The sequence below is a fragment of the Variovorax sp. BGA-UO-ETr-C22 genome (assembly GCF_059567965.1).
Genome location: NZ_JCAQPA010000011.1, coordinates 2,692,031 through 2,712,153 on the forward strand (window position 1 = coordinate 2,692,031; position 20,123 = coordinate 2,712,153).

The 20,123-nt window shown below is 67.4% G+C and carries 24 protein-coding genes; 5 read left to right on the forward strand and 19 right to left on the reverse strand.

The features are described from left to right. From AC57B8_RS32625 to AC57B8_RS32635, 3 genes are read left to right on the forward strand one after another with little or no spacing between them, the layout of a single operon-like run. A complete protein-coding gene (locus AC57B8_RS32625; protein ID WP_496481876.1) occupies positions 1 to 258 on the forward strand; it encodes a hypothetical protein in 258 nt (85 codons plus the stop codon). After that, positions 255 to 566: a hypothetical protein gene (locus tag AC57B8_RS32630; RefSeq protein ID WP_496481877.1), complete on the forward strand. Its 312-nt coding sequence runs from the start codon at positions 255 to 257 to the stop codon at positions 564 to 566. Before AC57B8_RS32625 ends, AC57B8_RS32630 begins: the two co-directional genes overlap by 4 nt. A gap of 7 nt (positions 567 to 573) precedes the next feature. Continuing rightward, the gene (locus tag AC57B8_RS32635; RefSeq protein ID WP_496481878.1) at positions 574 to 1,140 is read left to right on the forward strand and encodes a thermonuclease family protein; all 567 of its coding nucleotides are present in this window, start codon (positions 574 to 576) and stop codon (positions 1,138 to 1,140) included. Here the strand turns inward: AC57B8_RS32635 and AC57B8_RS32640 are convergent. After that, positions 1,118 to 1,639, reverse strand: coding sequence for a hypothetical protein (locus AC57B8_RS32640; RefSeq protein ID WP_496481879.1), 522 nt, complete (start codon positions 1,637 to 1,639; stop codon positions 1,118 to 1,120). The two genes, AC57B8_RS32635 and AC57B8_RS32640, sit on opposite strands and share 23 nt — an antisense overlap. Positions 1,640 to 1,717: 78 nt before the next feature. On the opposite strand from AC57B8_RS32640, the gene AC57B8_RS32645 reads away from it, so the two are divergent. Further along, positions 1,718 to 1,897: a hypothetical protein gene (locus AC57B8_RS32645; protein ID WP_496481880.1), complete on the forward strand. Its 180-nt coding sequence runs from the start codon at positions 1,718 to 1,720 to the stop codon at positions 1,895 to 1,897. Here the strand turns inward: AC57B8_RS32645 and AC57B8_RS32650 are convergent. The 8 genes from AC57B8_RS32650 to AC57B8_RS32685 form a co-directional block, all read right to left on the reverse strand. Beyond that, positions 1,866 to 4,142, reverse strand: a complete 2,277-nt coding sequence (locus AC57B8_RS32650) for a hypothetical protein (protein ID WP_496481881.1) — start codon at positions 4,140 to 4,142, stop codon at positions 1,866 to 1,868. The two genes, AC57B8_RS32645 and AC57B8_RS32650, sit on opposite strands and share 32 nt — an antisense overlap. Further along, positions 4,142 to 6,490, reverse strand: coding sequence for a hypothetical protein (locus AC57B8_RS32655; RefSeq protein WP_496481882.1), 2,349 nt, complete (start codon positions 6,488 to 6,490; stop codon positions 4,142 to 4,144). Before AC57B8_RS32655 ends, AC57B8_RS32650 begins: the two co-directional genes overlap by 1 nt. Before the next feature lie 96 nt (positions 6,491 to 6,586). Continuing rightward, positions 6,587 to 6,889, reverse strand: a complete 303-nt coding sequence (locus AC57B8_RS32660) for a hypothetical protein (RefSeq protein ID WP_496481883.1) — start codon at positions 6,887 to 6,889, stop codon at positions 6,587 to 6,589. 328 nt (positions 6,890 to 7,217) lie between these two features. Next, complete coding sequence (locus tag AC57B8_RS32665; protein ID WP_496481884.1) at positions 7,218 to 7,739, reverse strand: hypothetical protein; 522 nt, start codon at positions 7,737 to 7,739, stop codon at positions 7,218 to 7,220. A 2-nt stretch (positions 7,740 to 7,741) separates the two neighbouring features. Continuing rightward, positions 7,742 to 8,275, reverse strand: a complete 534-nt coding sequence (locus AC57B8_RS32670) for a lysozyme (protein ID WP_496481885.1) — start codon at positions 8,273 to 8,275, stop codon at positions 7,742 to 7,744. Then, on the reverse strand, positions 8,272 to 8,574 hold the full coding sequence (locus AC57B8_RS32675; protein WP_496481886.1) for a hypothetical protein: 303 nt from the start codon (positions 8,572 to 8,574) through the stop codon (positions 8,272 to 8,274). The genes AC57B8_RS32670 and AC57B8_RS32675 overlap by 4 nt, the downstream gene beginning before the upstream one ends. Before the next feature lie 13 nt (positions 8,575 to 8,587). Next, positions 8,588 to 8,764, reverse strand: coding sequence for a hypothetical protein (locus AC57B8_RS32680; RefSeq protein ID WP_496481887.1), 177 nt, complete (start codon positions 8,762 to 8,764; stop codon positions 8,588 to 8,590). After that, positions 8,761 to 9,990, reverse strand: coding sequence for a hypothetical protein (locus tag AC57B8_RS32685; protein WP_496481888.1), 1,230 nt, complete (start codon positions 9,988 to 9,990; stop codon positions 8,761 to 8,763). The genes AC57B8_RS32680 and AC57B8_RS32685 overlap by 4 nt, the downstream gene beginning before the upstream one ends. Before the next feature lie 64 nt (positions 9,991 to 10,054). Here AC57B8_RS32685 and AC57B8_RS32690 point away from each other — a divergent pair, with 64 nt between their 5' ends. After that, positions 10,055 to 10,672 (forward strand): hypothetical protein, encoded by a 618-nt coding sequence (locus tag AC57B8_RS32690; protein ID WP_496481889.1) that lies wholly within the window; start codon positions 10,055 to 10,057, stop codon positions 10,670 to 10,672. Between the two features lie 139 nt (positions 10,673 to 10,811). Here the strand turns inward: AC57B8_RS32690 and AC57B8_RS32695 are convergent, their stop codons facing one another. From AC57B8_RS32695 to AC57B8_RS32740, 10 genes are all read right to left on the reverse strand, one after another. Next, positions 10,812 to 11,168, reverse strand: coding sequence for a hypothetical protein (locus tag AC57B8_RS32695; RefSeq protein WP_496481890.1), 357 nt, complete (start codon positions 11,166 to 11,168; stop codon positions 10,812 to 10,814). A 54-nt stretch (positions 11,169 to 11,222) separates the two neighbouring features. Continuing rightward, positions 11,223 to 12,233 carry a hypothetical protein gene (locus tag AC57B8_RS32700; RefSeq protein ID WP_496481891.1) on the reverse strand — a complete coding sequence of 337 codons (1,011 nt, stop codon included), beginning with the start codon at positions 12,231 to 12,233 and terminating at the stop codon, positions 11,223 to 11,225. A gap of 2 nt (positions 12,234 to 12,235) precedes the next feature. Further along, a complete protein-coding gene (locus AC57B8_RS32705; protein WP_496481892.1) occupies positions 12,236 to 14,137 on the reverse strand; it encodes a hypothetical protein in 1,902 nt (633 codons plus the stop codon). Next, positions 14,134 to 15,705: a hypothetical protein gene (locus AC57B8_RS32710; RefSeq protein ID WP_496481893.1), complete on the reverse strand. Its 1,572-nt coding sequence runs from the start codon at positions 15,703 to 15,705 to the stop codon at positions 14,134 to 14,136. The genes AC57B8_RS32705 and AC57B8_RS32710 overlap by 4 nt, the downstream gene beginning before the upstream one ends. Further along, on the reverse strand, positions 15,702 to 16,769 hold the full coding sequence (locus AC57B8_RS32715) for a DVUA0089 family protein (protein WP_496481894.1): 1,068 nt from the start codon (positions 16,767 to 16,769) through the stop codon (positions 15,702 to 15,704). Before AC57B8_RS32715 ends, AC57B8_RS32710 begins: the two co-directional genes overlap by 4 nt. A gap of 27 nt (positions 16,770 to 16,796) precedes the next feature. After that, entirely contained in the window at positions 16,797 to 17,228 is a 432-nt protein-coding gene (locus AC57B8_RS32720; RefSeq protein WP_496481895.1) for a hypothetical protein, read from the reverse strand. A 10-nt stretch (positions 17,229 to 17,238) separates the two neighbouring features. Beyond that, positions 17,239 to 17,739: a hypothetical protein gene (locus tag AC57B8_RS32725; protein WP_492729438.1), complete on the reverse strand. Its 501-nt coding sequence runs from the start codon at positions 17,737 to 17,739 to the stop codon at positions 17,239 to 17,241. Continuing rightward, on the reverse strand, positions 17,729 to 18,955 hold the full coding sequence (locus AC57B8_RS32730; protein WP_496481896.1) for a hypothetical protein: 1,227 nt from the start codon (positions 18,953 to 18,955) through the stop codon (positions 17,729 to 17,731). Before AC57B8_RS32730 ends, AC57B8_RS32725 begins: the two co-directional genes overlap by 11 nt. An 88-nt stretch (positions 18,956 to 19,043) precedes the next feature. Further along, positions 19,044 to 19,736, reverse strand: a complete 693-nt coding sequence (locus AC57B8_RS32735; protein ID WP_496481897.1) for a phage adaptor protein — start codon at positions 19,734 to 19,736, stop codon at positions 19,044 to 19,046. Then, positions 19,736 to 20,095, reverse strand: coding sequence for a hypothetical protein (locus AC57B8_RS32740; RefSeq protein ID WP_496481898.1), 360 nt, complete (start codon positions 20,093 to 20,095; stop codon positions 19,736 to 19,738). Before AC57B8_RS32740 ends, AC57B8_RS32735 begins: the two co-directional genes overlap by 1 nt. Positions 20,096 to 20,123: the final 28 nt, after the last annotated feature.

The window sequence follows — 20,123 nt, forward strand, 5'->3', positions numbered from 1 at the left end:
ATGAAGAGCCTCTACCTTCCGATGACAGAAAAGCTGATCGCCCACTGGCGCGCGAACGGCAACGCCTACCCGCAAAAATTCATCCTCACGCCCGAGCAGCACACGGTGTACGTGGAGACGCGCAAGAACGGCATCGGCGGCCCCAACATCGACGGGTTCGAGCACATGGGCGTGCGCGTAGAAGTTTCCGACAGCACGCCGGGCGTCATGATCGCCGCCGATGGCACCGAGGTGTCGCTCATCTCAACTGAGGAATGAAGACCTCGGAGCTGGCGGGCGCCGCCCTGCACGCCTGGATTGCCAAAGCGCTGGTCGAAGAGCCCGGCACGGCGTACACCACCTCCTGGCCAGGCTTCGATCAACTGCTCGAGCGCGAGGCAATCCACATCGCGCCCATGCCCGGCAAGAGCTATCAGTGGTGCTCCATCGTGGTGGGCCGGCCGGGTGGTCGCCTGCCGGAAGGCCGCGGGCCGTGGCAGGAAGGACCGAACCCGCGATTGGCCGTCGGCCGCGCCATCGTGGCCGCACGATTCGGACCTGAAGTTGCCGACCTTCCTCTAAGCTGATGCCCCAATGATTCGAAGAAGCCTGCGCCCTCTCCTGCTCGCCGCCCTGCTCGCGCCTGCATGCGCCGCCGCGGCCGAGTCGCGCGAGTGCCTCGTGGTGGGCGTCAGCGACGGCGACACCATCACCGCGCGCTGCGGCGAGCCAGGCGCCTACGAGCAGGTGAAGGTGCGATTCAACGGCATCGACGCACCGGAGAAGAAGCAGCCCTTCGGCCAGCGCTCAAAGCAGGCGCTGTCCGATCTGGTCTACATGAAGGACGTTGAGCTCGACTGCCCCAAGACCGATCGCTACGGCCGCAGCGTGTGCCGCGTGCACGTCGCACCGGCGTCAGCGCCGAACGGCCCCATGACGGTCGATGCCGGGCTGGCCATGATCACGCTCGGCATGGCCTGGTGGTATCGCGACTACGCGCGAGAGCAGACGCCGCAGGCGCGGGGTCAGTACGAGTTCGCCGAGACCGAGGCGCGGGCCAAGCGCGTGGGCCTGTGGCGCGATGCAGATCCGGTGCCGCCGTGGGCGTGGCGCAAGGAACAGCGCGCCGAGGCGAAAGCTACGCGCGAACGAGTCGATTGAGCGGCTTTTTCAGGTCGCCGCCTTCCAGCCAGGTACGCAGCTTCGACACCGACATCTCGGTGATCTTTCCGACCTTGAAGCTCGGCGGAAAGTGTTTGGCGTAGGAGCTGCGGGCTTCCTCGCGGCTGGTGTAGCCCAGCATGATCTTGTGCTCATCGAACTTGCTGCGGGCGTCCACCTGGTCGACAACGAAGGCGCGCAGCGACTTGTGGCTCGGGCCGATGTAGACGTCGACGTGCTCGTCGTCAGCGCCTGTCGTGCGCTTGATGTAGCCGTAGTGCGCGTGCATCTGGCGCATCCAGGACGTCCCGTCCTTGGCCACGCCCTTGCGCACGGAGCCCTCAGGGAACTCGACAGTGACGTCCAGCCCGGCAATGCGCACGTGTCCCTTCTGGAAGTTGCCGGCGGCGATCTGCGCGGCCGTCGGCTCCGGGCGCGGGCTGTGCGGCGAGGTGGCCGCCTCGTGAGCGCCGGTGTCGAGGTTCGAGGTGGTGGTCATCGTGGGCCCCAGTCTTCCCGGTGCCGGGCACCTGGGCCACCCCTACCGGGGGCTCCGGCGTGCTGCTACATTCCGGGCATGGCCAAGGACCCCAAGAACTTCACTGGCGAGAACGTCCCCGCACTGCTGGCGGAGTACGACCGCCATCAACGTGCCAAGGACGACCGGTCAATGCTCGGCCACGCCGGCTTGCTGCTCGTCGCCATCGCTGTGTTCGTGCTGGGGATCATCGCCCTTGTGGCGTCCTGGCTTCGCTGAGGCGGGCCGCCCTTCCTTCCCTCATTCGCCGTAGGCCCGGACGTTCGTCCCCGGTCGGCACCCGACTCGCCTCCGCTGCGACAGCCGGTGCAGTAGCACCTGACAGCTCGGTGCGTCTTCCAATCGCTTTCACGATACGGCTGCTCGTCGCGAGTCGTGCGCCAAGGTTGCCCACGACTGGGGCAGCGAGCACCGCAGTGATCGCACCTGAATTGCCGGTGGCAAGCGCCGTCCCGAGGCCTGCGGCCCACCCGATCATGGCGCCCTGCCGCGCGGTGCCCGAAGGATTCGCGAACACCTTGCTGCCCTCGCGCCGGTTGGCAGCCATGCGCCCCATCAGCGTCACCCTGTTCTCCAGCCCGGGGAAGCCCGAGGTGTTGAACAGCGCCTTGCGCGCGGCCGGCGACAGGTTCGCAAGGTTGGTGAGGAAGGTCTCGCTCGAGAACGCATCGCCCAGCTCGTTCTGCTGGCCCGGCTTCGCGCGGCCGAGGCGCTGCAGCACAGCAGCGGCCACCTCCCGCCGGTTCTCAACGGGCATCGACTTCATCAGGCGGTTGATCTGCGTGCCGCCGTCGGCCAGACCACTGGTGGCCGCCTTGAAGATCTTCTCTGGCGCATCGCGGTTCACGATCGAGGAGATCTGCTCCATGCGCTCGCTGGCCAGGCGCGTGAAGGTGTTGGCGCGGGCCCACGCCTGCTCTGCCTGCGGCCCGGCGGCGCGCGCCGTGGTGCCGAGGTCTTCGCTCAGCGCGGCGTAGAGCTTCGACCACTTGTCGCGGTTGATCTCCGAGGTGAAGTTCGCGTCGCTCATCTCGCGCCCGACCAGCGTGCGCATTTTCTTGATGCTCTCGTAGGGCAGCGCGGCAGTATCCAGATTGAGGGGCGGCGCATTCATCACGCTGCTTCGCGAGCCGGCCGGTGCCTGCTTTGCCGCTGCGGCCTCGAGGTCTGCAACCAGCGACTTCTCGAGGTCGCTGAGCTTCGCATTCCGGAACCACTTCGAGAGATTCTCCGCACCGTCGATGCCTTCATTCAGGTCCTGCAGTGCGGCGCGCGTGTTGCTCACCGTGATCGGTGCATCGGGAGCGATGTGACGGTCGAGCGAGTTGTAGAGCCGCTCCTGTGTCGTGCGCACGTTGTCGCGGAAGACCTTCACGCCGCGCGAAATTGCCTCGCCGGCATCTGCACCGGTGGCGGTGGGCGCAAGCCGCGCTGTCAGGTCCTCGACGCTCTTGGCCAAGGCATCGGCCTGCTGCTCGCCGCGCCGCACCATGACGCTCGAGCCGCCCACGACGTTCGACAATCCGGTCTCCGCCGCCTGGAGAGTGCGCGACTGGGTGGCCTGGCCAAGGGTCGGCGTGGTGCCTGCAGCCTCCTCGAAGGTCGCGATGTTGTCGGCCACGCGCTGGCGCCCGGCTTCACCACCGCGCAGAGCGCCTCGCATGCCGGCCTGGGCGGCGAACGGAGCCACGGTCGGCGCCAGCGCACCGGCGAGGCCTGCAACGCCCTGCGCCACTGCGCCGCCGCCGCCTTCGCGCGTCAGCCCCGCAGCGCCCGCGCCGGTCGCACCACTCACCGCCTGCATGCCGGGCGCGGCGGACAGCATGGTCCCCACAGCCTTCGAGATCGGGCCTGCTGCCTTCGTGAGTGCCTGCCCAGCTCCCACGCCGGTGACCGCCGTGGCCACGCCCGTGGCAGCGTCCTGCACGACGCGCTCCGTGGCGTTCTCCGGCTGGGCCACGCCCGCCTGGTCCATGATGTTGCCGAGTGCGCTGGAGACCTTCTGAAAGCGGAAGCCCTTTTCCTTCTGGCCCGTCACGAGTTCCGACACGGTCGGCGCGCGCGTCTCGGTGTAGGCGTCCAGGCCGGCATTGACCAAGCCCGTGGCGGCATCGGAGACCATGCCCGGCAGCGCAGCAGCGCCCTGCACCGCAGCGCGCGCGGTCAGCCCCACCTGGTGGCCGAGCTCACCGATGACCGATCGCTCGGGCTTTGCGGGTTCGGTGGCCGCAGCGGCAGCAGCTGGTGCTGGCGCCGCGACGGGTTCGGCTGGCGTGACCTCGGGATACTGCTCCCACCAGTTCGCGGCGGCCGGGGCAGTCGCGCTCGCTGCCGGCGGTGGTGCGCTCGCAGTCTGCGCCACGGGCGCAGGTGCCGAGATCGGAGCCGCTACTGCGGGCGCCGCCGGCGCGCGCGCGGCGGGCTCGGCGCCGACCTCGGGATAGGCTTCGTACCACTCAGCCATTACAGCTTCCTCCGGGTCTTGCCATCGGGGCCAATGAAGGTCGCGCCGGACGGCAGCGCCGCAACGTCGGCGGCCGAATTGATCTTCGCGGGCGGCGGCGCCGTGCCGCGGACATCGGCTACGCGACGCTCGGAATCGGGCACCTCGGCCAGGATGCCGCGCGTCGACAGCAGGCGGTTCTCCCGCTTCTGCTTGATGACCTCCTCCGAATCGCCCACGGCGGGGAAGTACTGCTTGGCACCGTTCTCGAACTCGGCATCGCTGATGACTGCGCCCGACTCGCGGCGCAGCACGGCGTTCAGGAAGTTGCGCTTCGCCTGGTCGAGCTGCTGAGCCTCGGCCGAGTTGAACTGATTCACGACGGCACCGGTGACGGCGTTGTTCGCGCCAACGGTTGAGAACAGCTTCCCCTTCGATGCGAGGTCATCGAAGATGGCATTGGCCTCCTGCATGCGGCTGCCGAACTGCAGCGCCTTGCCTTGCGTGTCCGTCAGGTTGTTCTTGCCCTTCGGGGTGTCCGGATCTGCTGGCCCGCCTTTGATGAAGCGCAGGTTGCCGTCGGCGGTGCGCTCGTAGCCCGCAGGTGCCGCATGCCCCAGCAGCTCCTTGCCTTCCATGCCGGCGATCTGCTGCGCGGCAGCCTGGCGTTGCGCCGGCGTGCTGTTGGCGTCAGCCACCACCGCCTGCAGGCTGGCCTTGCGCTGGGCCAGCGCCAGTGCCGGCTCGGCCGCGGCGGCCGCGCGATCGTCGCGGTTTGCGTCAAGCGCGACCTTCCTGGTGTCGAGAGCAAGTCGCTGCTGATCGACGCCGAGCGCCTGCTGGGCGCGCGCATTGGCGCCACGCTCCTGGATCGTCGCGCGCTGGGTGTCGCCCGCTTCCTTCGCGGTTACCTGCGCCATGCGGGCTCGTGCGTCGATCGGCAGCAGAGCCGCTTGCACCGCGGCCTCGTTCTGCACTGCGCCGCGGCGCGTCATCACCGAGCCGTTCAGGGCGTTGCGCAGGTTCGCCTGTTCGTTGAATTGCGCCCGGCGGTCGGCCTCGGACGCTGCGTTGTCGATGATGGTTGCGCCGCCCTGTGGCACTGCGGCGTTCGAGGCCTGCAGGCTGGCCAGCTGCGCATTGGTGTCGGCCAGGCCGCCCAGCGGATTCGCGCGCGCCGACGCTGCTGCAGCAGGCGCCGGTACTGTGGCCAGCCGAGCTTGCGCCGACTGTGCGGGCACGGCGGCCGGTTCGACGACAGGCGCCGCGGCCGTTGCGGCAGGAGGCGCAGCAAGGGCAGCGGCCGGTGCTGCGACAGGGGCTGCAGCCTGAGCTGCCGGTGCCGGTGCGGGGAACGGAGCCGCCGACTCGTAGCGGCCGCGCGGGATCTCGGCCACGTAGGGCGCTGGCGATGCAGGGGCCGCAGCGAGCACCTGCGCGGGTGCAGGCATCGCGCCCCCAGCGGCATCGACGACCGTGGCCATGACTTGCTGCGCATCGCGCTTGCGCGGATCTTCGACCTCGCCGCCATCGGCATATCCCACGACGCCCTGCACGGGGCGTCGAGCCAAGGCGTCAGCAGCCGATGCAGGGAGCGGCGAAGCGGCCGGAGCCGTAGCAGACGGCGTCGCTGTTCGCAGCGTGGTCGCGGGGCGAGACAGTGCCGCCGTGCGCTCTTGCGCGGCGGCGTTGAAAGCCGCATTGCGGTTCGCGTAGTCGAGGGAAGCCGCCGCCGGCGCAGCCATCGAGATCTGGGCGGGCGCTGCGGGCACAGCCGCCGGTACCGCAGGCTTCGGAAACACCGGCATCACCGAAGACGGCGCGCCAAGGACAGACGCAGCGGGAGGTGCTGGCGGCGTGCGGATGGAGTCGGTGGTGCTCACGGTGCCGCCCGGCGCCTGGCCGTTGACGGTGATGCTGCCGGCGACATTGCCGCCCGTGTACGAGTTGCCCACCCGCGTCACGGCGCCAGGATCGACCAGCCCGCCGTCGGCGCGCGCCAGGCGCCCCATCTTCTCGCCCGCGCTCTTCGTCGGCGTGTGCGTGGCATCCACCAGCGCCTGCAGCTGGTCTTTGCCGACTGCCGCGGTCGTGTCGGCCGGGAGCATGAACTCGCCGGCGGAGCCCCACAGCGGCACAGAGTCACTCGTGGGCCCGCCCGGCCCATTCACCGGGCCGCCGTGCTCGATGTTCTTCGCACCGGCATGCGACGCCGGCACCTGGGCCAGCTGCGCGGCCGCGCTACCGGGCTTGCCGAAGTCGCGGACGGTGGTGCGTCGCACCGTGCCGCCGTCGGCGAAGTGCTGGATCTCGATGCGCTTGGTGCGTGCCAGCGTGGCAGCTGCGCCGCCCTGCGTGGTGTTGGTCATGCATGCCTCTCAGAGTGCTGAGGCCGCATTCTTCGCGCGCGCACCGCGCGGGTCGAACCCTACTGGGTGGGCAGGCGAGATCGCTTGATTGAATGATTACTTGGAGAAGAACGTTGGCCAGAAATAAACCAACAACGCTCCAATCACAATCAACAGAACGCCAGCAATTACTTGCGTCAAAAGATTTCCGCAGAATGCGCGGAATTTGGAATGCTCCGTCTGAGTCTCAGCGACGCTCTTGACACCAGCTTCATTCCCAGCGGCGTGCAGACTCTTGACATTTTCGGCTTTGAGAAGCGTTGGGTCGGCGGACTTGTTGTCGTTCAGTCTGACTTTGTCACTGTCTTTTATATCGAACATTGCCATGCGACTATGACCCGTAAAGTTGGTGATACTCATGAGGGCTTAGTTCGGTCCGTCGCCATACTGGCCGACAGTTCTCGAAACTTGTTTCGGGCAATAGAAGGTCAGGACGCCCCCTTGAAGCGTCGAGCTGCACATTGCCAGAGGCTTCAAAATTTCTCGCCCGCTCGACGCGCACAGTCCCTGTGAACTGGGAATCTCGCAACGCGACATCGCCAGTATCTAAAAACGCGAATGCGTCCTCGAAACCGCTTGCATGGACTGAATCGATGATGACCCCTGTGGCGCCTCGAACCAGTATTGCAGGATTCATTGTGAAATTCCGCTCCTGGTTCACATTCTGCACGGCGTAGCACGACCAGAACTAGTGGTTAACGTTTAACAGACTGAGTCGACAGGATCGATATGCCGCATTGATCGTCTCCACCTCAGTCAGGGCGTCTGCAAGGCGTCGAGCACCAGCTTCCGAAAGTACCCCACTGGTCGTGCCGGCGTGTCCTGCACCAGCTTCGGAGGTGGCGGCTGCACCACCTGGGGCGCCTCCACTACCGCCCCCGGCATCACGGGCGCAGTCGAGCACCCGGACACGAACAGGAGCAGCACGCAGCTGCCGATCATCTGCAGCAATCTGCTGGGTCGCTTTTCCATCGGTTATCTCCTGCGCCGCGGCGCGTTCATTGAGCTTCTTCTGCGCCGCATCGCGCTCGGCGGTGCGTGTCTTCAGCAGTGCAGCCGCTGCCAGGTTCTGCTGCACGATGGCGGTGCTCTGCGTGGCCAGGGCGAACGCCGTGGCCTTGGCCTGCGTGCGGTAGCTCCATGTCGACAGGCCCAGCACGAACACCAGGACTCCCATCACCCACAGCGCGGCATTGCGAAGATCGGGCATGGTCACTGCGCCGCCATGCACTGCTTGTGCACGCGCTGCCGGTCTGTCCACACACCCGCGCAGCGCCGGTTGCCAGGCGTGGAGCAGTCGAAGCCCGCGGCGTAGCGATACAGCAGGATGGCATCGCATGCGCCGGCGTAGTCGCGCGCCTGCAGCTTGCGCACGATGACGCTGGGCCCGCCGGTCTTCGGGTTCGTGCAGAAGTTGCGCGTGCCGATGTTGTAGGCCAGGTCGACGTATGCGTCGTACTCGGCCTGGTGCAGGGGCACGTCCTCACCGATGCAGCGCTTGAGCGCGCTCTCGTCCTTCTGGATGTGCGACAGCGAGCGCTGGGCCGCTCGCACCGGCGTCGTGGTGTCGCCCATGCGCACCGGCGAACCGTCTTCCTTCACCGTGCTGCCGAAGCCGACGGTGGGCACGTCGCCCTTCGTCGGGATCATGGCGGTGCCCACGTAGTCCTCGCGCGTCAGGATGCCGACGAACGCAGCCGCGCTGAGCGTGAGCGCGCCGGCGGCGAGGCGCAGCTTCGTGCTCATTTCGGCGCCCCGCCGCGGTAGATGGTCCACGCCGTCGCGATGGCAACGAACAGGCCGACGATGGCGGCCAGCGGCTTGGCCAGCTTGCCCAGCCCTTCGAGCACCTTGAAGGCGCCCTTGCCGCTCGCGAAGAGGTCGACCAGCTCAGCGGTGTTGCCTTCCACGCGCGCCGTTGCCGCCGTGTTGGCCGCCAGGCTCTTCTCGATGCGCTCCATGCGCGCATCGCCTTCGTCGAGCCGTGCGTGGATCGCGGCGACCTCGGGATGCGTAGGTGCGGTGAGCGTGCTGTTGTCGGGCATGGTTTCTCCGGCGTTAGGCCTGGGCTTCGGGATTGGCGGGCGCCGGGTGCTCGGACTCCCACACCGCGCAGGCGTTGCTGATGTCGGCGATGGTCACGTTCAGTGCATCGCGCTCGATGGTCTGGCGGTGCACCTGGTCCTTGCAGCGGACGTACTCGTCCTCGGTGGTGATGACGGTGGGTTCGGTCATGGCATGAGTTCGTTGATGGTGGCGAGCGGGGCGAGGTGAATGCCCGGGTCTACGTAGCCGAGGAAGAAGCCCGGCAGAGCGAGCTGCCACTTCTGGCCCACTTCGGTGTAGACGTACGGAAAGGCGTTGTCGTAGCCGATGGCCGACGGTGCCACCACACGGACGTGAACCCAGCCCATAGCAGGTGTGATGACCGCCTCACCGCCAGTAGCGCGCGTGCCGTTCAGCCACACGCTGCCGCCCCGGATGACCAACTGGTTCAGGTCGATACACCGGAGCCAGCCAACGAAGGTGCAGGTGTTGCCTGCACCGAACATCGCCGCGCCTCCATTGGTGGTAGCCAAGTAGTTGTTAAGGTACGTCGTGGACGGGAGGGACGTGCCGGTGCCCGCCGTACGTTCGACGATGTAGAACTCGACGCCGTAGCGGGCGGAGGTAGACGTGCGACCCATGGCCGCAAGCAGATCGCTCGTAGTCGCCGTGAGCACGCCCATGCCACCGCCGTTGGTCGTGTTGTCGTGGATGAACTTCCCGACTTCGGCCCAGGCGCCGGCCCCGTTGTTCGCGGCCAGGAAGGCCTCGATACGTGCAGCATTGAAGGCCCCCACGGCGCGTGACAGCGGGTTGGCCTTGACCGTGCCGCGCCCGCTGTCGCTCATGATGTTGACGACGGGAGCCTGCTGCGAAATTGCCAGCGGCTCAAACACCGCCTCGGTGACCCACCGGGTGCCGGTAGACCGCAGAACAACTCCACTGTACTGGCGCGTCAGCTGGTAAGGCCGGTTCGAGGCGTCGATCAGCTCGGCACCATTCGGCACGATAGTGTGCGCCCCGAGGACACCATCGAGCCGTTTGATGGGGTACACACGCCCGGGGCACGTAGAGACGGCAGGCAGCGTGATGACGACCGGCGTGGTCGTCGGATTCAAGAGAATGGAACCGTGGGTGATGCCCAATGTGGTGTCCACCGTGAGCGTGGTCGGCGCCACAGCGAACGAACCGAGCGCACTGAGGTACGACGTTCCCGTGGTCAGGCCATCGACACTGCCGGCAGTGACGAGTCCTCGCGTGGAGAGGTGTCCGTTACTGCGCATCGAGCCGTACACCACAGAGTTCACGGCCCAGCGTTGGAGCAGAGGCACACCGGAGCCCACCGTGGTCTGCGTGACGCTCACGTCGAGCGCGGTGTAGCCCGCCGTGCCCGTCTGGGTGACCGTGGGGGCCACGGACCAAGCCACTGCAGTACCAGAGGAGCCGGCAAGTGGGACGGAGACAGTCTTGAGGCCCGTGATGCTCTGGGCGCCCGTCAGCTTGACGTTCTGCGAATCCAGCGCGGAGACGTTCGAGGCCGCCGTACTGAGTGCGGTGGATGTCGAGGTCGACAGGCTGTTGATACCACTGGTCGCTGTGCTCAACCCCGACGACGCCGAGGTGGACAAGCTGCCCACACTGCTGCTGGTGCTGCTGAGCGACGTGGACAAGCTCACAATGCCGCTCGTCGCGGTGCTGAGCCCAGTCGAGGCCGACGACGACAGGCTGGCGATTCGGCTGCTGGCGGTGCTCAAGCCGCTCGACGTGGAGGTCGAGAGACTGACAATCGAACTCGTGGCCGTGCTGAGACCCGACGACGAGGAAGTCGACAGGCTCACTACACCGCTGTTCGTGGTGCTCAGGCCGGAAGACAGCGCGGTGCTTAGGCCCGTCGATAGGCTGGCGATGCCGCTGGCGGCGGTGCTCAGACCTGACGAGGTGGACGTGGATAGGCTGTCGACATTGCTGTTGGTAGTGCTGAGCGCGGGCGCCTGCACCGCCGAGTCGGCCTTGGCGCCCTGCGCCGCGGTGGCGAAGACCTCGACGTTCTGCGCAGCGGCCGTGCCGAGCGTCGGCTTGTTGGTGAGGTCGTTGTAGTCGGTGGTGCCGGGTGGACCTGGCTCACCAGGAGCGCCGGGAGGCCCAGGTGGGCCCTGCTCTGCCACTTCCAGCAGGACGGGCGCCTCCACCTCCAGCACCAGTGTCTCGCAGCCATCGACCTCAAGCGATTCGCAGCTCATCGCGTCACCTCGAAGGACACGCTTACAGAGCCGGACATCAGGCGCCGCACGGTGCCGTCGGCGAAGATGATTTCGAGGTCGTAGACGCCAGCGCGCCAGGTGTAGGCGGCCGTGGCGTCAGCCTCGATGCGCAGCGTCACAACGCCATTGACGCCGCCTAGCAGGATGCCGCCGTTCTCGGTGGTGAGTTCGACCAAAACGGCCAGCGCATCCAACTTCTCGCGCACCTGCATGCGCGCCGTGCAGCCGGTCAGATCGACGGGCACGGCCGGCTTTTTGCCGGTCTTCCACGTCACCAGCTGGGTGAACGTGGCGCCCTGGTCAATCCGGAGGTTGAGCTTGTATGCAGCCATGGGGTGGGATGCTGCCGCCCACCCCTAACAGCGTCGAACCCTACTGGGGTGCGATCACCCCGATGTGCTGTCACTGCCGCTGATGGATGCCGAGGCGTTGACAGCGTTGATGCCCGCGCTGGCCTGCGAGGCCAGCATCGTGGCCGCAGCCTTGGCCAGGTCCGCCTTCGACTGGGCCGTGGCCACGATGGAGCGCTGGTTTGCCTCGTTCGTGCCAGCCTGCAGCCGGGCATCCTCGATCGCGAGCTGCACGCGCGGCTGCAGCGCCTGCACCTCGGCCGAGTACAGCGCCACCATCGAGCGGTTCACATCCAGCTCCAACCCGGCCAAGCCGGTGGCCAGCTGCATTGCCGTCTGCGGTCCCATCATCAGCGTGCGGATGTAGTCGGCCATCGCGCTCATTGCCTTCGAGCGCAGGTCCAGCGTCTGCGCCACCGCGAAGCGCACGTTCTCGAGCTCGGTGTCGAAGCTCTTGATGGCAATGTCGCGGCTGATCTCGGCCAACTTGCGGCTGCGGTCCAACTGGATGCGCTGCAGCCCGTGGACCAGCGCGCCGGGCGGCAGTGGGTAGCCGCGTGCGGCCCATCCCGCCGTCAGGTTGTCCTCGGCCTCCATGCTCTCTTCCAGCACGCGGGCCTTGCCGCGCTGCCAGAGCTGCTGCTCGACGCCGGCGTTGATACCGGTCCCGCCATCCACGATGGCCTTGCGAAGCCACTCCACAGCCTGGTCGTAAGGTCCGAGCGGGAAGTAGTTCTGGAAGAAGTCGGCGATCCCCTGCCCGATCAGGTTCACCAGCTTCTGCAGCTGTGTGTTGTACATCGCCTCACCGTTCGCGATGTTCGGGTCCTGCAGCTGCGGCGCGAGCGGCGGCACGTAGCTCTTGTCCAGCACCGGCACGCCGATGATCGGTGCCGGGCCAATGTCGCCGAGCCCGGCGGCGATGCGTGCGTTCGATTCGTTGGTGCGCGTCTGGGAGTTGTCCCACATCGCGTTGATGACCTGCGTGGTCGTGACCGCGGCGCCGGCACCGCCGGTGATCGGATCGGGAACTGTGACGATCGGCATTGCTAGATCCTCCGTTGAAGGTCGGCCACGAGAAAGCTGACCGTGTCGATTTCAAAGTCGGCGCCGTCCTCGTTGAAGAACTGCACCGTGACGTAGTTGGTCTTCAGGCCCTTGCCCGGAGTGATGCGCTGCTGCTGCATGTGCTCGGAGAAGCTGCGCGTCTTGTAGATGAACTCGCGGCCCTCGGCGATGACCTTGAGGAACAGGTTTCCCTTCGCCGACATGCCCACGTAGCACTCGGTGATGGTCTTCATCGCGGCCGAGCCGAAATCCATCTCGCCGAGGTCAAAGCTCGCGTGGATCGGCGCGCCGGCGTCGTCGTCGCCCTCCAGCAGGAACAGGCCGTCAGCGCTGGCGCCGTAGTGCTTGCCGTCGATCACCGCGAAGCTGTTGAACGGATAGCTGCGGTACACCGTGCTGCCCTTGGCATCGGCATGCCAGACCCAGGTGTCCTGATCCGTGCGCCCCGTGGCGCCTTCCAGCACGCCGGTCGAGCCCGCCTGAATGAAGGTGCGCGCCACCACCTCGAGCAGCTGCTCGACCGCGACCGACGGCGCAGCGCTAATGACCTCCCGAATCACTGCATCCAGCAGGGTCGAGGGCACGGCCGTGCACCCCAGCGTGACGTGCTCCAGCACCGTGACCAGCAGCGTGGCGTTGGCGGCCGCCGCGGTGCTGGTGGCCAACGTCTCCAGCGCGTAGGCCTCGTCGTTGCCTTCCGTGAAGGCAAACACCGTCATCAGCGGCAGCGTGGCCTTGGCCTCGCCGTAGGCGCCCTCGGCCACCAGGCCGGCCAGCGCCGGCAGGTTGACCTCGGCAGAGCCAGTGCCGCCGGTCAGCCCCACCGCCGAGCCCATCAGCACGGGCAGCGAGATGTCGCATGCATTGGCGCCGGCCCCGGGCGCCATGCCGCCGTAGCTCATGCCCGTGATCGCGGGCAGCGAGCCGATGACGGCGCCGTACACGCTGGCGCTACCCGATAGGCCCACCAGCGCGGGAAGCGTCGCGTGCGCGTAGTCGGTGCCCGAGCTGGCGTCGACCGTCAGCGCCGGCAGGACCGTGACGGCCTGCGCATAGTCGCTCTCGAAGGCAAAGGCGGCCAGCAGCGGCAGTGTGCTTTCGCTGCGCCCGTGGCCTTCCTCGACCAAGCCGGGGTTGTCCACCATGTCGCCCACGTCGTACATCGTGGCCGTGAGGTACAGCGGCTCGGCGCGGTAGGTGGACGGCTCGGCGTCGATCTCGTCGCCGTTCTGCAGGAACACCACCTCCGAACCGTCGTAGGTGATCTCGAATTCGTCATCGTCGAGGAACTCGCCCAGATCGACGCCGGTGCGCGCGTTGTAGACGCGATCGCCACCGAACCGCAGGCCGTGCCGGATGTGGCCGTAGCCGCCGTTGGGTACGGAGTACTCGGCCAGGCCGATCACCACCCCGCTGACGCCCACAGGGACGGTGAAGCGCGCCACGCCCGCGGCGATGCCCTTCATCGACCGGGCCAAGGCGGTCCAGCCAGCCGGCGGCACCGAGATGCGTCCACCTGGCGCGCCGGGTTGTTCCGGCTGCTCCGGCACCGTGACGATGCTGTAGCCGACGATGCCGTACGTGGGCTGCGTGCCTCCGACCGGGATGGTGACCCCGACGCCCGGTGTGTTGGGCGGCTTGACCCCCTTCACCACGACCGAATAGCCTGCGGGCAGCCAAGTGCCGTCGGGCAGCAGGATGCCGGAGCCGGAACCTTTCCCGCCGTTGGAACTGGCGCTGGGCGAGCCCACGTCCATGCTCCAGCCGTTGGGCTGGGTGTAGCCGAAGATGGGGTCGAGGTAGGTGTACGCCGGCCGGTAGGGGACGTAGGGCGTCGCCGGGATCGTGTAGCCGTAGCCTTCCCGCTTGAGTGCGTTGGTCATGGGGGTGTGATCCTGTCGTCGGACAGCCAGGGGGCGCCGGGCGTCGCATTCTTGGCGCGGCCGTCATCGCGCAGGTACACGACGGCGCCGAAAGAGCGCGGGCCCGTGTTGGCGCCGGCGGGCCCCGGCAGCGCCTCGGTGGCCTTCGTGGAGATGGTCGCGCGCTTCGACCATGTGAGCCCGCGGTTCTTCGACTCGAAGAGCACGTGCGTCTCTTCGTCGTAGACGGGCATGAAAAGCTGGGTCGGCGAGACAGCCAGCGGCACGCCCGCCCTGCCCGCCTGGAAGGGCATGCTGCCCACGAGCTCGAGCGGGCCGCCGTTGGTCTGGTAGATCGTCGGCTGCGCGGTCCAGTTGGCGCTGTAGTCGGCGTCGTTGAAGAACACCAGCGCACCGCCGCCGGGCGCGATGTGGGCGCCCCGCTCCCAGCGCGGAAACGCCTGCGCGAGGTAGTCGGTGCCCAGTGCGGCGAACGGCGGATCGAAGAGCGTGCCGAGCAGCGAGACGGTGCCAGCCTCGAGGTCGGCCGCGCCCACGCGCACGCGCGCATTCGGGTATCGGGTGCCTGGCGTCCACGGGCCGGGCGGCGCCTCGTCCGGCGACGACAGCACGGCGTACACCAGCGCGGTGGTGCGCGACAGCGGCACGATGGTCGCGCCGGTGTTCATCGCCGTCCGGTTGCACAGCTCCCAGGCACCCAGCGGCCCGGTGTTGGCCAGGTACTGCGCCTGTTCGTGCGCCGTCATGGCTGGCGCGGGGAACGTGGCCCAGGTGTGGCCCCCGTCGGTCGACGCGAAGAAGAACAGGCCCGGGTGCGCGGTGCGGTCGTAGCCTGGCACGACAGCGCCGCGCCAGAAGAACGCGCCGCCGAGGCCGAGGAAGGTGCTCGGGCCCAGGCGGTTGAAGGCGAGCGGGAAGATGATCTGGCCCGCCACCTTCGCACCGATCACCACCCGCTGGGTTTCTCTGTCGTCGAAGGCCACGCCGATGACGTGATCGCCGTCCTCATCCAGCGCAGAGAACGCCATCGCGTGCTCGTGGCGGCCGTCGCGGCGCGCGCCGATGGTCGAGAACACCGACGCCGTGCGCGTGCCAGCGCCATCCGACGCACCGACAGAGGCCAGCGGCGGGCGCACGGTCGGCGTCCTGCCGTCGCGCGTGATGTAGGTGTCCATGCGATAGAGCCGGTTCAGCCCGAACGCGCTGCTCACGTCGCCCACGTAGGTGAACGCAGAGAGCGTCCAGGCCGTGCCGTCACCGCGCGCGAGCAGCTGCGGAATGCCCAGCTCAGACGCCGGCGCCGGGCCGCGCAGGAAGAACGAGCCGCGGGCATTCGTGGAGCCCCGCACCACCGTCGCCCCCTCTTCAATGCCGAGCGAGTAGAACCCGTCCACGGCGTTGGCGTCGACCTTGACGGTGAGGTGCCCGCCCTTGTTGCGCGCCTCGGCGCCGAAACGCCGCTTGCGGCTCCAGCTCAGGCTGTTGTCACCCTCGCCGGCGAGCGAATAGGCGGCCGTGCGGCCTGGGCCGCTCCAGCCTCCCCGGTTCTTGGGAAACTCGTCGGTCATGCTGCATCGACCACAAGGACCGTGCCTGCTGGCACATCCGTTTCACCGGGGCTCAACTCGAAATCGTCGTTGGCATTCCCGCCGTAGCTCGTGATCGCGAGGTAGTACGTGCCAGCCGACAGCGCCGCCACGATCTCCGATCGAAAGTCGTCTTCCGTCACGTCTTCGTTCTCTCCGACAACCACGCCTGCAGCGTCATAAAGCGCGAGATAGGTGTCGTAGTCCTGAGGGTCCGGCGACGTGACCGTCGAGAACTTCCAGTTGCCAGCACCAAGGGTCATTCGGTACCAGATCGGCGTTCCACCGTCGATGGCTCCAAGCGTGGATTCGAACGGCGCGGTGATGTCGATCGGGTTCAGATGTGACTCCCCCGGATCGCCACCCGGATCAGGCCCGGGACCGCCGGCCCCGCCAACCTCGTAGCAATTCACGAAGCCAGTCCAGAAGGGCGCCGCCTGCGGCTCGGGCGGCGTCGAGGTCGCAATGTCCTCGCCGAAGACGTGGATGTACTCAACCCATGAGCCGTTTCGAATGCTCAGGAGGATGTTCTCGCGCCAGTTGATTGCAGGCGCTGTGCGCGTCCCGAGCAGCACGCCGTCGCAGTAGAACTCGACGGTGAGCCTGTCGATGACGACGATCTTGAAGATGTGCGAGCTGGCCGACGGAAGGGCAACGGTCTCAAGATTTTCATAAAAGCCGAACTGCACGCTGTCGTCGTTCCAGAAGTGCATTTCCGGCGAGAGAACGACGGAAAAATCGTCGTTCCACGCCTCAATGCGCATCACGTTCGAGTTCGACGCCGGGCGGCCACACTGGATCTCGACCGTCATGGACTTCACCACCCGCGAATCGAAACCTACCTCCGACGGGTTGACGCTGAGAGTTACGTTCGCAGTCAGGACGTCGCTGATGAACCGACCTCCCGACAAGGTGTAGTCCGGGAAGTTCGCGTTCCAGAATGGCGCGACCGCCAGCCCCGTCCACGACGACACCGGCGGCGGATCGTCAAGCTCCGTTCCGTTGAAGTCGTCGCGAACGTCGTAGGTGGCGGTGATCGTGGCCATCGGCTACCTGTGCTCCGTGGTGGCGACTCAGCCCGCCGGCATCGCGACCGAGTAGAAATTCAGGCTCTGCGTGGCGCCGCTGACCAGCGCCACCGACGACAGGTTCATGTCGGCGCCGGCCAGGCCCACCGTGCCCTGGATGCGCACCGCCGCCGTCGATGCCGTGCCGTCGTCGGCCGACAGCACGTGCCGATAGAAGCGCGCGTTGCCGGTTGCGGCGTTGACGCCCGACCAGACCTCACCGGACGCCTTCTGCATCACGCCGCCGGCAGCCGCGGCGAAGGTGATGCCCGCACCGCTGTTCTTGATGACCACCAGCAGCGTGGCGCCGCCGATCGCATCGTCAGCAGACGCCGGCACGGTGGCCGTGTCGTAGACGCGGATTTCGCCGCCATCCAGCAGCGCCTTGAGAGAGCCGCCGGACAGCAGTCCGTTGCGCAGGCCAGTCGAGAGTTTCATGGGTATCTCCTTAAACGGAAGCGAAAGCGAAGCCCGCGACCACGCGCAAAGTGCTGCCTGCGTCGACGGTCTTGGGGGAGGCGAAGCGCACCACCGAGATCAGCGTGCCGGTGGTGGCCGCCTTGGGCGATGCCGACACGAGGAACACGCCCCGAATGGTCTTGGCGGCGTTGAAGACGAACTCAGCCTTGTTCGCCGAGTTGTCGACCGCGCCGGAGGCCACAGCACCCTCGACGAACTCGAGGCGCGCAGCGGCGTCGTAGGCAGTGCTCTCCTGCGCGGCCGCGGCGATGGTCGCGGCGGTGTCGCCAGGCGTGGGCGTGTAGTCGCCCTCGAAGGGCGCAATGAACCACGGGTTCACCTGCGTGCCGCCCTTGAAGATGGCGGCGGCCATGTGGTTCAGGCCTTCGGTGGGCACGAGGTTGTGCTCGACCGAGCACTGCGACACGGTGCCGTCGGGTGCTACCACCTCGACGGTGTAGGTCGCGCCGCTCTTGATTTCAGAGGTCATTGCTGGTTTCCTTTCGGATGACATCGGCGTCGGCCCACGCGAGGGCTGCGGCACGGTTGGGTTGAACACCGCTGCGGGTGGTGACGACGCTGGAGCGGCCGTCGCGCATGCGGTACAGGGTTGCACCGAAAGCGGCGGGCGGCAGGCGCAGGTCGTTGGCCTGCAGCAGCTCGACGTTGCCGATGGCGTCGCCGGCGGCCAGGCCCTGCGGCGTCTGCCAGTACGCCTTGATCTCTTCGGGCGAGAAGACACCGGTGCCGAGCACGGCGCCGAAGGGGAAGCGCGGCACGAGGGCCGCCTCGCCGAAGAAGTCGGTGATCCAGTAGGTTTTCTGCTCGGTGCACACGTAGACGCCGCCCTCGACTGGCTCCAGCACCGTGACCTTCGAGGGGAACGGCACGTAGCCGCGGGCCGGCTGGTAGATGCCGATGGCGTAGGGCACCGACACGAACAGCACGTTCTCGTGCGCCACGAGCAGGCTGCCGTTGTGCATGCGCACGATGTGGCCGGCCGGCATCGGCGCGGTGTTGAGGGTGCGCGAGACGCGGCCACCTGTCGAAAGCACGGCCACCGACGTGACCACGCCGTAGCTGGTGACGTGATGGCCGTTCGGGCCCGACACCCACACGGTGGCGCCAGCGGCGTCGGCAATGTCGATGCGGCCGTTGGCGGGCACGTCGACCTGCACCGCGTGCGTCGGGGCGCTCTCGCCCTGCGGCCCGGTCCATGTGAAGGCGACGATATACAGCCCCTCGGGAAGCGCGCCGCCGGCGCTGGCCAGCACTTCGGGCGCCAGGGCCGGCGCGGCCGACATGGGGTAGTCCACGCCGTCGACGATGCAGCGCAGCTCGAGGCCGTTGCTCCACGACACGATGCCGTTGCCGGCACGCGCGTAGCTCAGGGGCAGCTTGGGCAGGCCGGCGCGCAGCACCGTCGACGCGATGCCGCCATTGCTCGGGGCCAGTGCGCACAGAGCATCGTCGACGACAGCGTAGGCGCCGTGCGCATCGCCCCACAGCGAATGCCAGTTGCCGGGCAGCTGCAGGCCGAAGCCCTCGCGGCGCCGGGGCATGCCGCGCGCCGTCAGGTCGACGTTATCGGCACCGCCAAGGTAGCGAGCATTCGGCCGCTCCCGCGTGCCGGCGCTCAGATCGGTGTCTGACAGCCGGTTGTTCAGGCCCAGGAAGGGGCCGACGGGGATGGGGCGGGAAGGCATGCCGGGGAGTGTTCCCGGCGTGCGCAAGAGCGTCGAACCCTAATGGGTGGTCACCACCACGCAGCGACCCAGCCGGGCCGCCGCATGCTCAGAACCGCATGCGAACGACAGGCGGGCGCTTGTCGCGGCGCTTGCGCTGGACGTTGGCGTCGGGGCGCTGGCCGAAGCTGGCAATGAACGACGCTTCGTGCTTGGCCGCGGCGTTGGGGTCGAAGGTGTCGGTGTCCTGCTTCAGGTAGGCACAGCGGTACATCCACTGCATCAGCCGGTCGTGATAGAGCGTCTTGACCTCGGGCACTACGCCCAGGTCATCCACGGTGTAGGGCACCAGCGGCGTGCGGTAGACGGTCAGCGCGAGGGTCGGCGCGGCCGCGATGTCTTCGGCCCGCGGGATGCGATACAGCCGCAGCGTATCGGCGCCCGTGTGGATGAACTGGCACGGCCGCCCTGCGAGTGTTTCCCACGCCACGTGCTCGCAGTCGAGCTCCTCCGTGCTGGTCTCGTGCAGGGGGCGTCCGTTCCAGGTCAGGCGCTTGACCTTGATCACCGACGGGTGCAACGAGTACTCGCCGACACCCGCCTGCAGGGCGATCGAGCATGCCGCCGGCGTGGTGTGATCCTCGATCAGCAGCGCACGCTCGGCGACCTCGTTCACCGCCTCGTTCAGGTAGCTGACGATCTCCTCGTCGCACCAAAGCACGTCCTGCTGGCCACCGCCAACGCTGTTGGCCTTGTCATTCAGGACGATGCGGAACGCGGCGATGAACTGCTCGACGTTCATCAGGCGTCCAGGTTTTCTGCGCTGACGGCCGCGAAGATCTTGTCGGCCTCTTCGCGCTGGACCTGGAAGCCCACGCGCTTCTGCAGGGCGTTGAGGTTCGGCGTGCCGTCGGTCTTGAAGTCACCCTCGTTGTCGCCGTCGAGCATCGCGCGAATGGCGTCGGCGATCACCTTCGCGCGATCGAACTCGGGTTCGTGCTCGGCGTCGACGATCTCGTCGGGGGACGTGAGGCAGCCGCGCGAGATGGCTTCGCGGCGAAACATCGGCGGGACCTCGGTGCCGTCGCGCACGATGACGAGCATGTGGCCGCTGGTGAGGCCGATGGAGACGGCCTCGTCGGTGGGAGCGTAGAGCTTCATGGCAGATTTCCTTTTGTGCAAAAAACCC

What these genes read in the sequence shown, in the direction of transcription:
- AC57B8_RS32695 (WP_496481890.1), bottom strand. Translation starts at nt 11,168, where the DNA reads ATGGCTGCATACAAGCTCAACCTCCGGATTGACCAGGGCGCCACGTTC.
- AC57B8_RS32640 (WP_496481879.1), bottom strand. Translation starts at nt 1,639, where the DNA reads ATGACCACCACCTCGAACCTCGACACCGGCGCTCACGAGGCGGCCACC.
- AC57B8_RS32655 (WP_496481882.1), bottom strand. Translation starts at nt 6,490, where the DNA reads ATGACCAACACCACGCAGGGCGGCGCAGCTGCCACGCTGGCACGCACC.
- AC57B8_RS32625 (WP_496481876.1), top strand. Translation starts at nt 1, where the DNA reads ATGAAGAGCCTCTACCTTCCGATGACAGAAAAGCTGATCGCCCACTGG.
- AC57B8_RS32670 (WP_496481885.1), bottom strand. Translation starts at nt 8,275, where the DNA reads ATGAGCACGAAGCTGCGCCTCGCCGCCGGCGCGCTCACGCTCAGCGCG.
- AC57B8_RS32650 (WP_496481881.1), bottom strand. Translation starts at nt 4,142, where the DNA reads ATGGCTGAGTGGTACGAAGCCTATCCCGAGGTCGGCGCCGAGCCCGCC.
- AC57B8_RS32675 (WP_496481886.1), bottom strand. Translation starts at nt 8,574, where the DNA reads ATGCCCGACAACAGCACGCTCACCGCACCTACGCATCCCGAGGTCGCC.
- AC57B8_RS32720 (WP_496481895.1), bottom strand. Translation starts at nt 17,228, where the DNA reads ATGAAACTCTCGACTGGCCTGCGCAACGGACTGCTGTCCGGCGGCTCT.
- AC57B8_RS32690 (WP_496481889.1), top strand. Translation starts at nt 10,055, where the DNA reads ATGCTCTGGGCGCCCGTCAGCTTGACGTTCTGCGAATCCAGCGCGGAG.
- AC57B8_RS32700 (WP_496481891.1), bottom strand. Translation starts at nt 12,233, where the DNA reads ATGCCGATCGTCACAGTTCCCGATCCGATCACCGGCGGTGCCGGCGCC.
- AC57B8_RS32710 (WP_496481893.1), bottom strand. Translation starts at nt 15,705, where the DNA reads ATGACCGACGAGTTTCCCAAGAACCGGGGAGGCTGGAGCGGCCCAGGC.
- AC57B8_RS32705 (WP_496481892.1), bottom strand. Translation starts at nt 14,137, where the DNA reads ATGACCAACGCACTCAAGCGGGAAGGCTACGGCTACACGATCCCGGCG.
- AC57B8_RS32715 (WP_496481894.1), bottom strand. Translation starts at nt 16,769, where the DNA reads ATGGCCACGATCACCGCCACCTACGACGTTCGCGACGACTTCAACGGA.
- AC57B8_RS32645 (WP_496481880.1), top strand. Translation starts at nt 1,718, where the DNA reads ATGGCCAAGGACCCCAAGAACTTCACTGGCGAGAACGTCCCCGCACTG.
- AC57B8_RS32630 (WP_496481877.1), top strand. Translation starts at nt 255, where the DNA reads ATGAAGACCTCGGAGCTGGCGGGCGCCGCCCTGCACGCCTGGATTGCC.
- AC57B8_RS32740 (WP_496481898.1), bottom strand. Translation starts at nt 20,095, where the DNA reads ATGAAGCTCTACGCTCCCACCGACGAGGCCGTCTCCATCGGCCTCACC.
- AC57B8_RS32730 (WP_496481896.1), bottom strand. Translation starts at nt 18,955, where the DNA reads ATGCCTTCCCGCCCCATCCCCGTCGGCCCCTTCCTGGGCCTGAACAAC.
- AC57B8_RS32660 (WP_496481883.1), bottom strand. Translation starts at nt 6,889, where the DNA reads ATGAGTATCACCAACTTTACGGGTCATAGTCGCATGGCAATGTTCGAT.
- AC57B8_RS32635 (WP_496481878.1), top strand. Translation starts at nt 574, where the DNA reads ATGATTCGAAGAAGCCTGCGCCCTCTCCTGCTCGCCGCCCTGCTCGCG.
- AC57B8_RS32680 (WP_496481887.1), bottom strand. Translation starts at nt 8,764, where the DNA reads ATGACCGAACCCACCGTCATCACCACCGAGGACGAGTACGTCCGCTGC.
- AC57B8_RS32725 (WP_492729438.1), bottom strand. Translation starts at nt 17,739, where the DNA reads ATGACCTCTGAAATCAAGAGCGGCGCGACCTACACCGTCGAGGTGGTA.
- AC57B8_RS32735 (WP_496481897.1), bottom strand. Translation starts at nt 19,736, where the DNA reads ATGAACGTCGAGCAGTTCATCGCCGCGTTCCGCATCGTCCTGAATGAC.
- AC57B8_RS32665 (WP_496481884.1), bottom strand. Translation starts at nt 7,739, where the DNA reads ATGCCCGATCTTCGCAATGCCGCGCTGTGGGTGATGGGAGTCCTGGTG.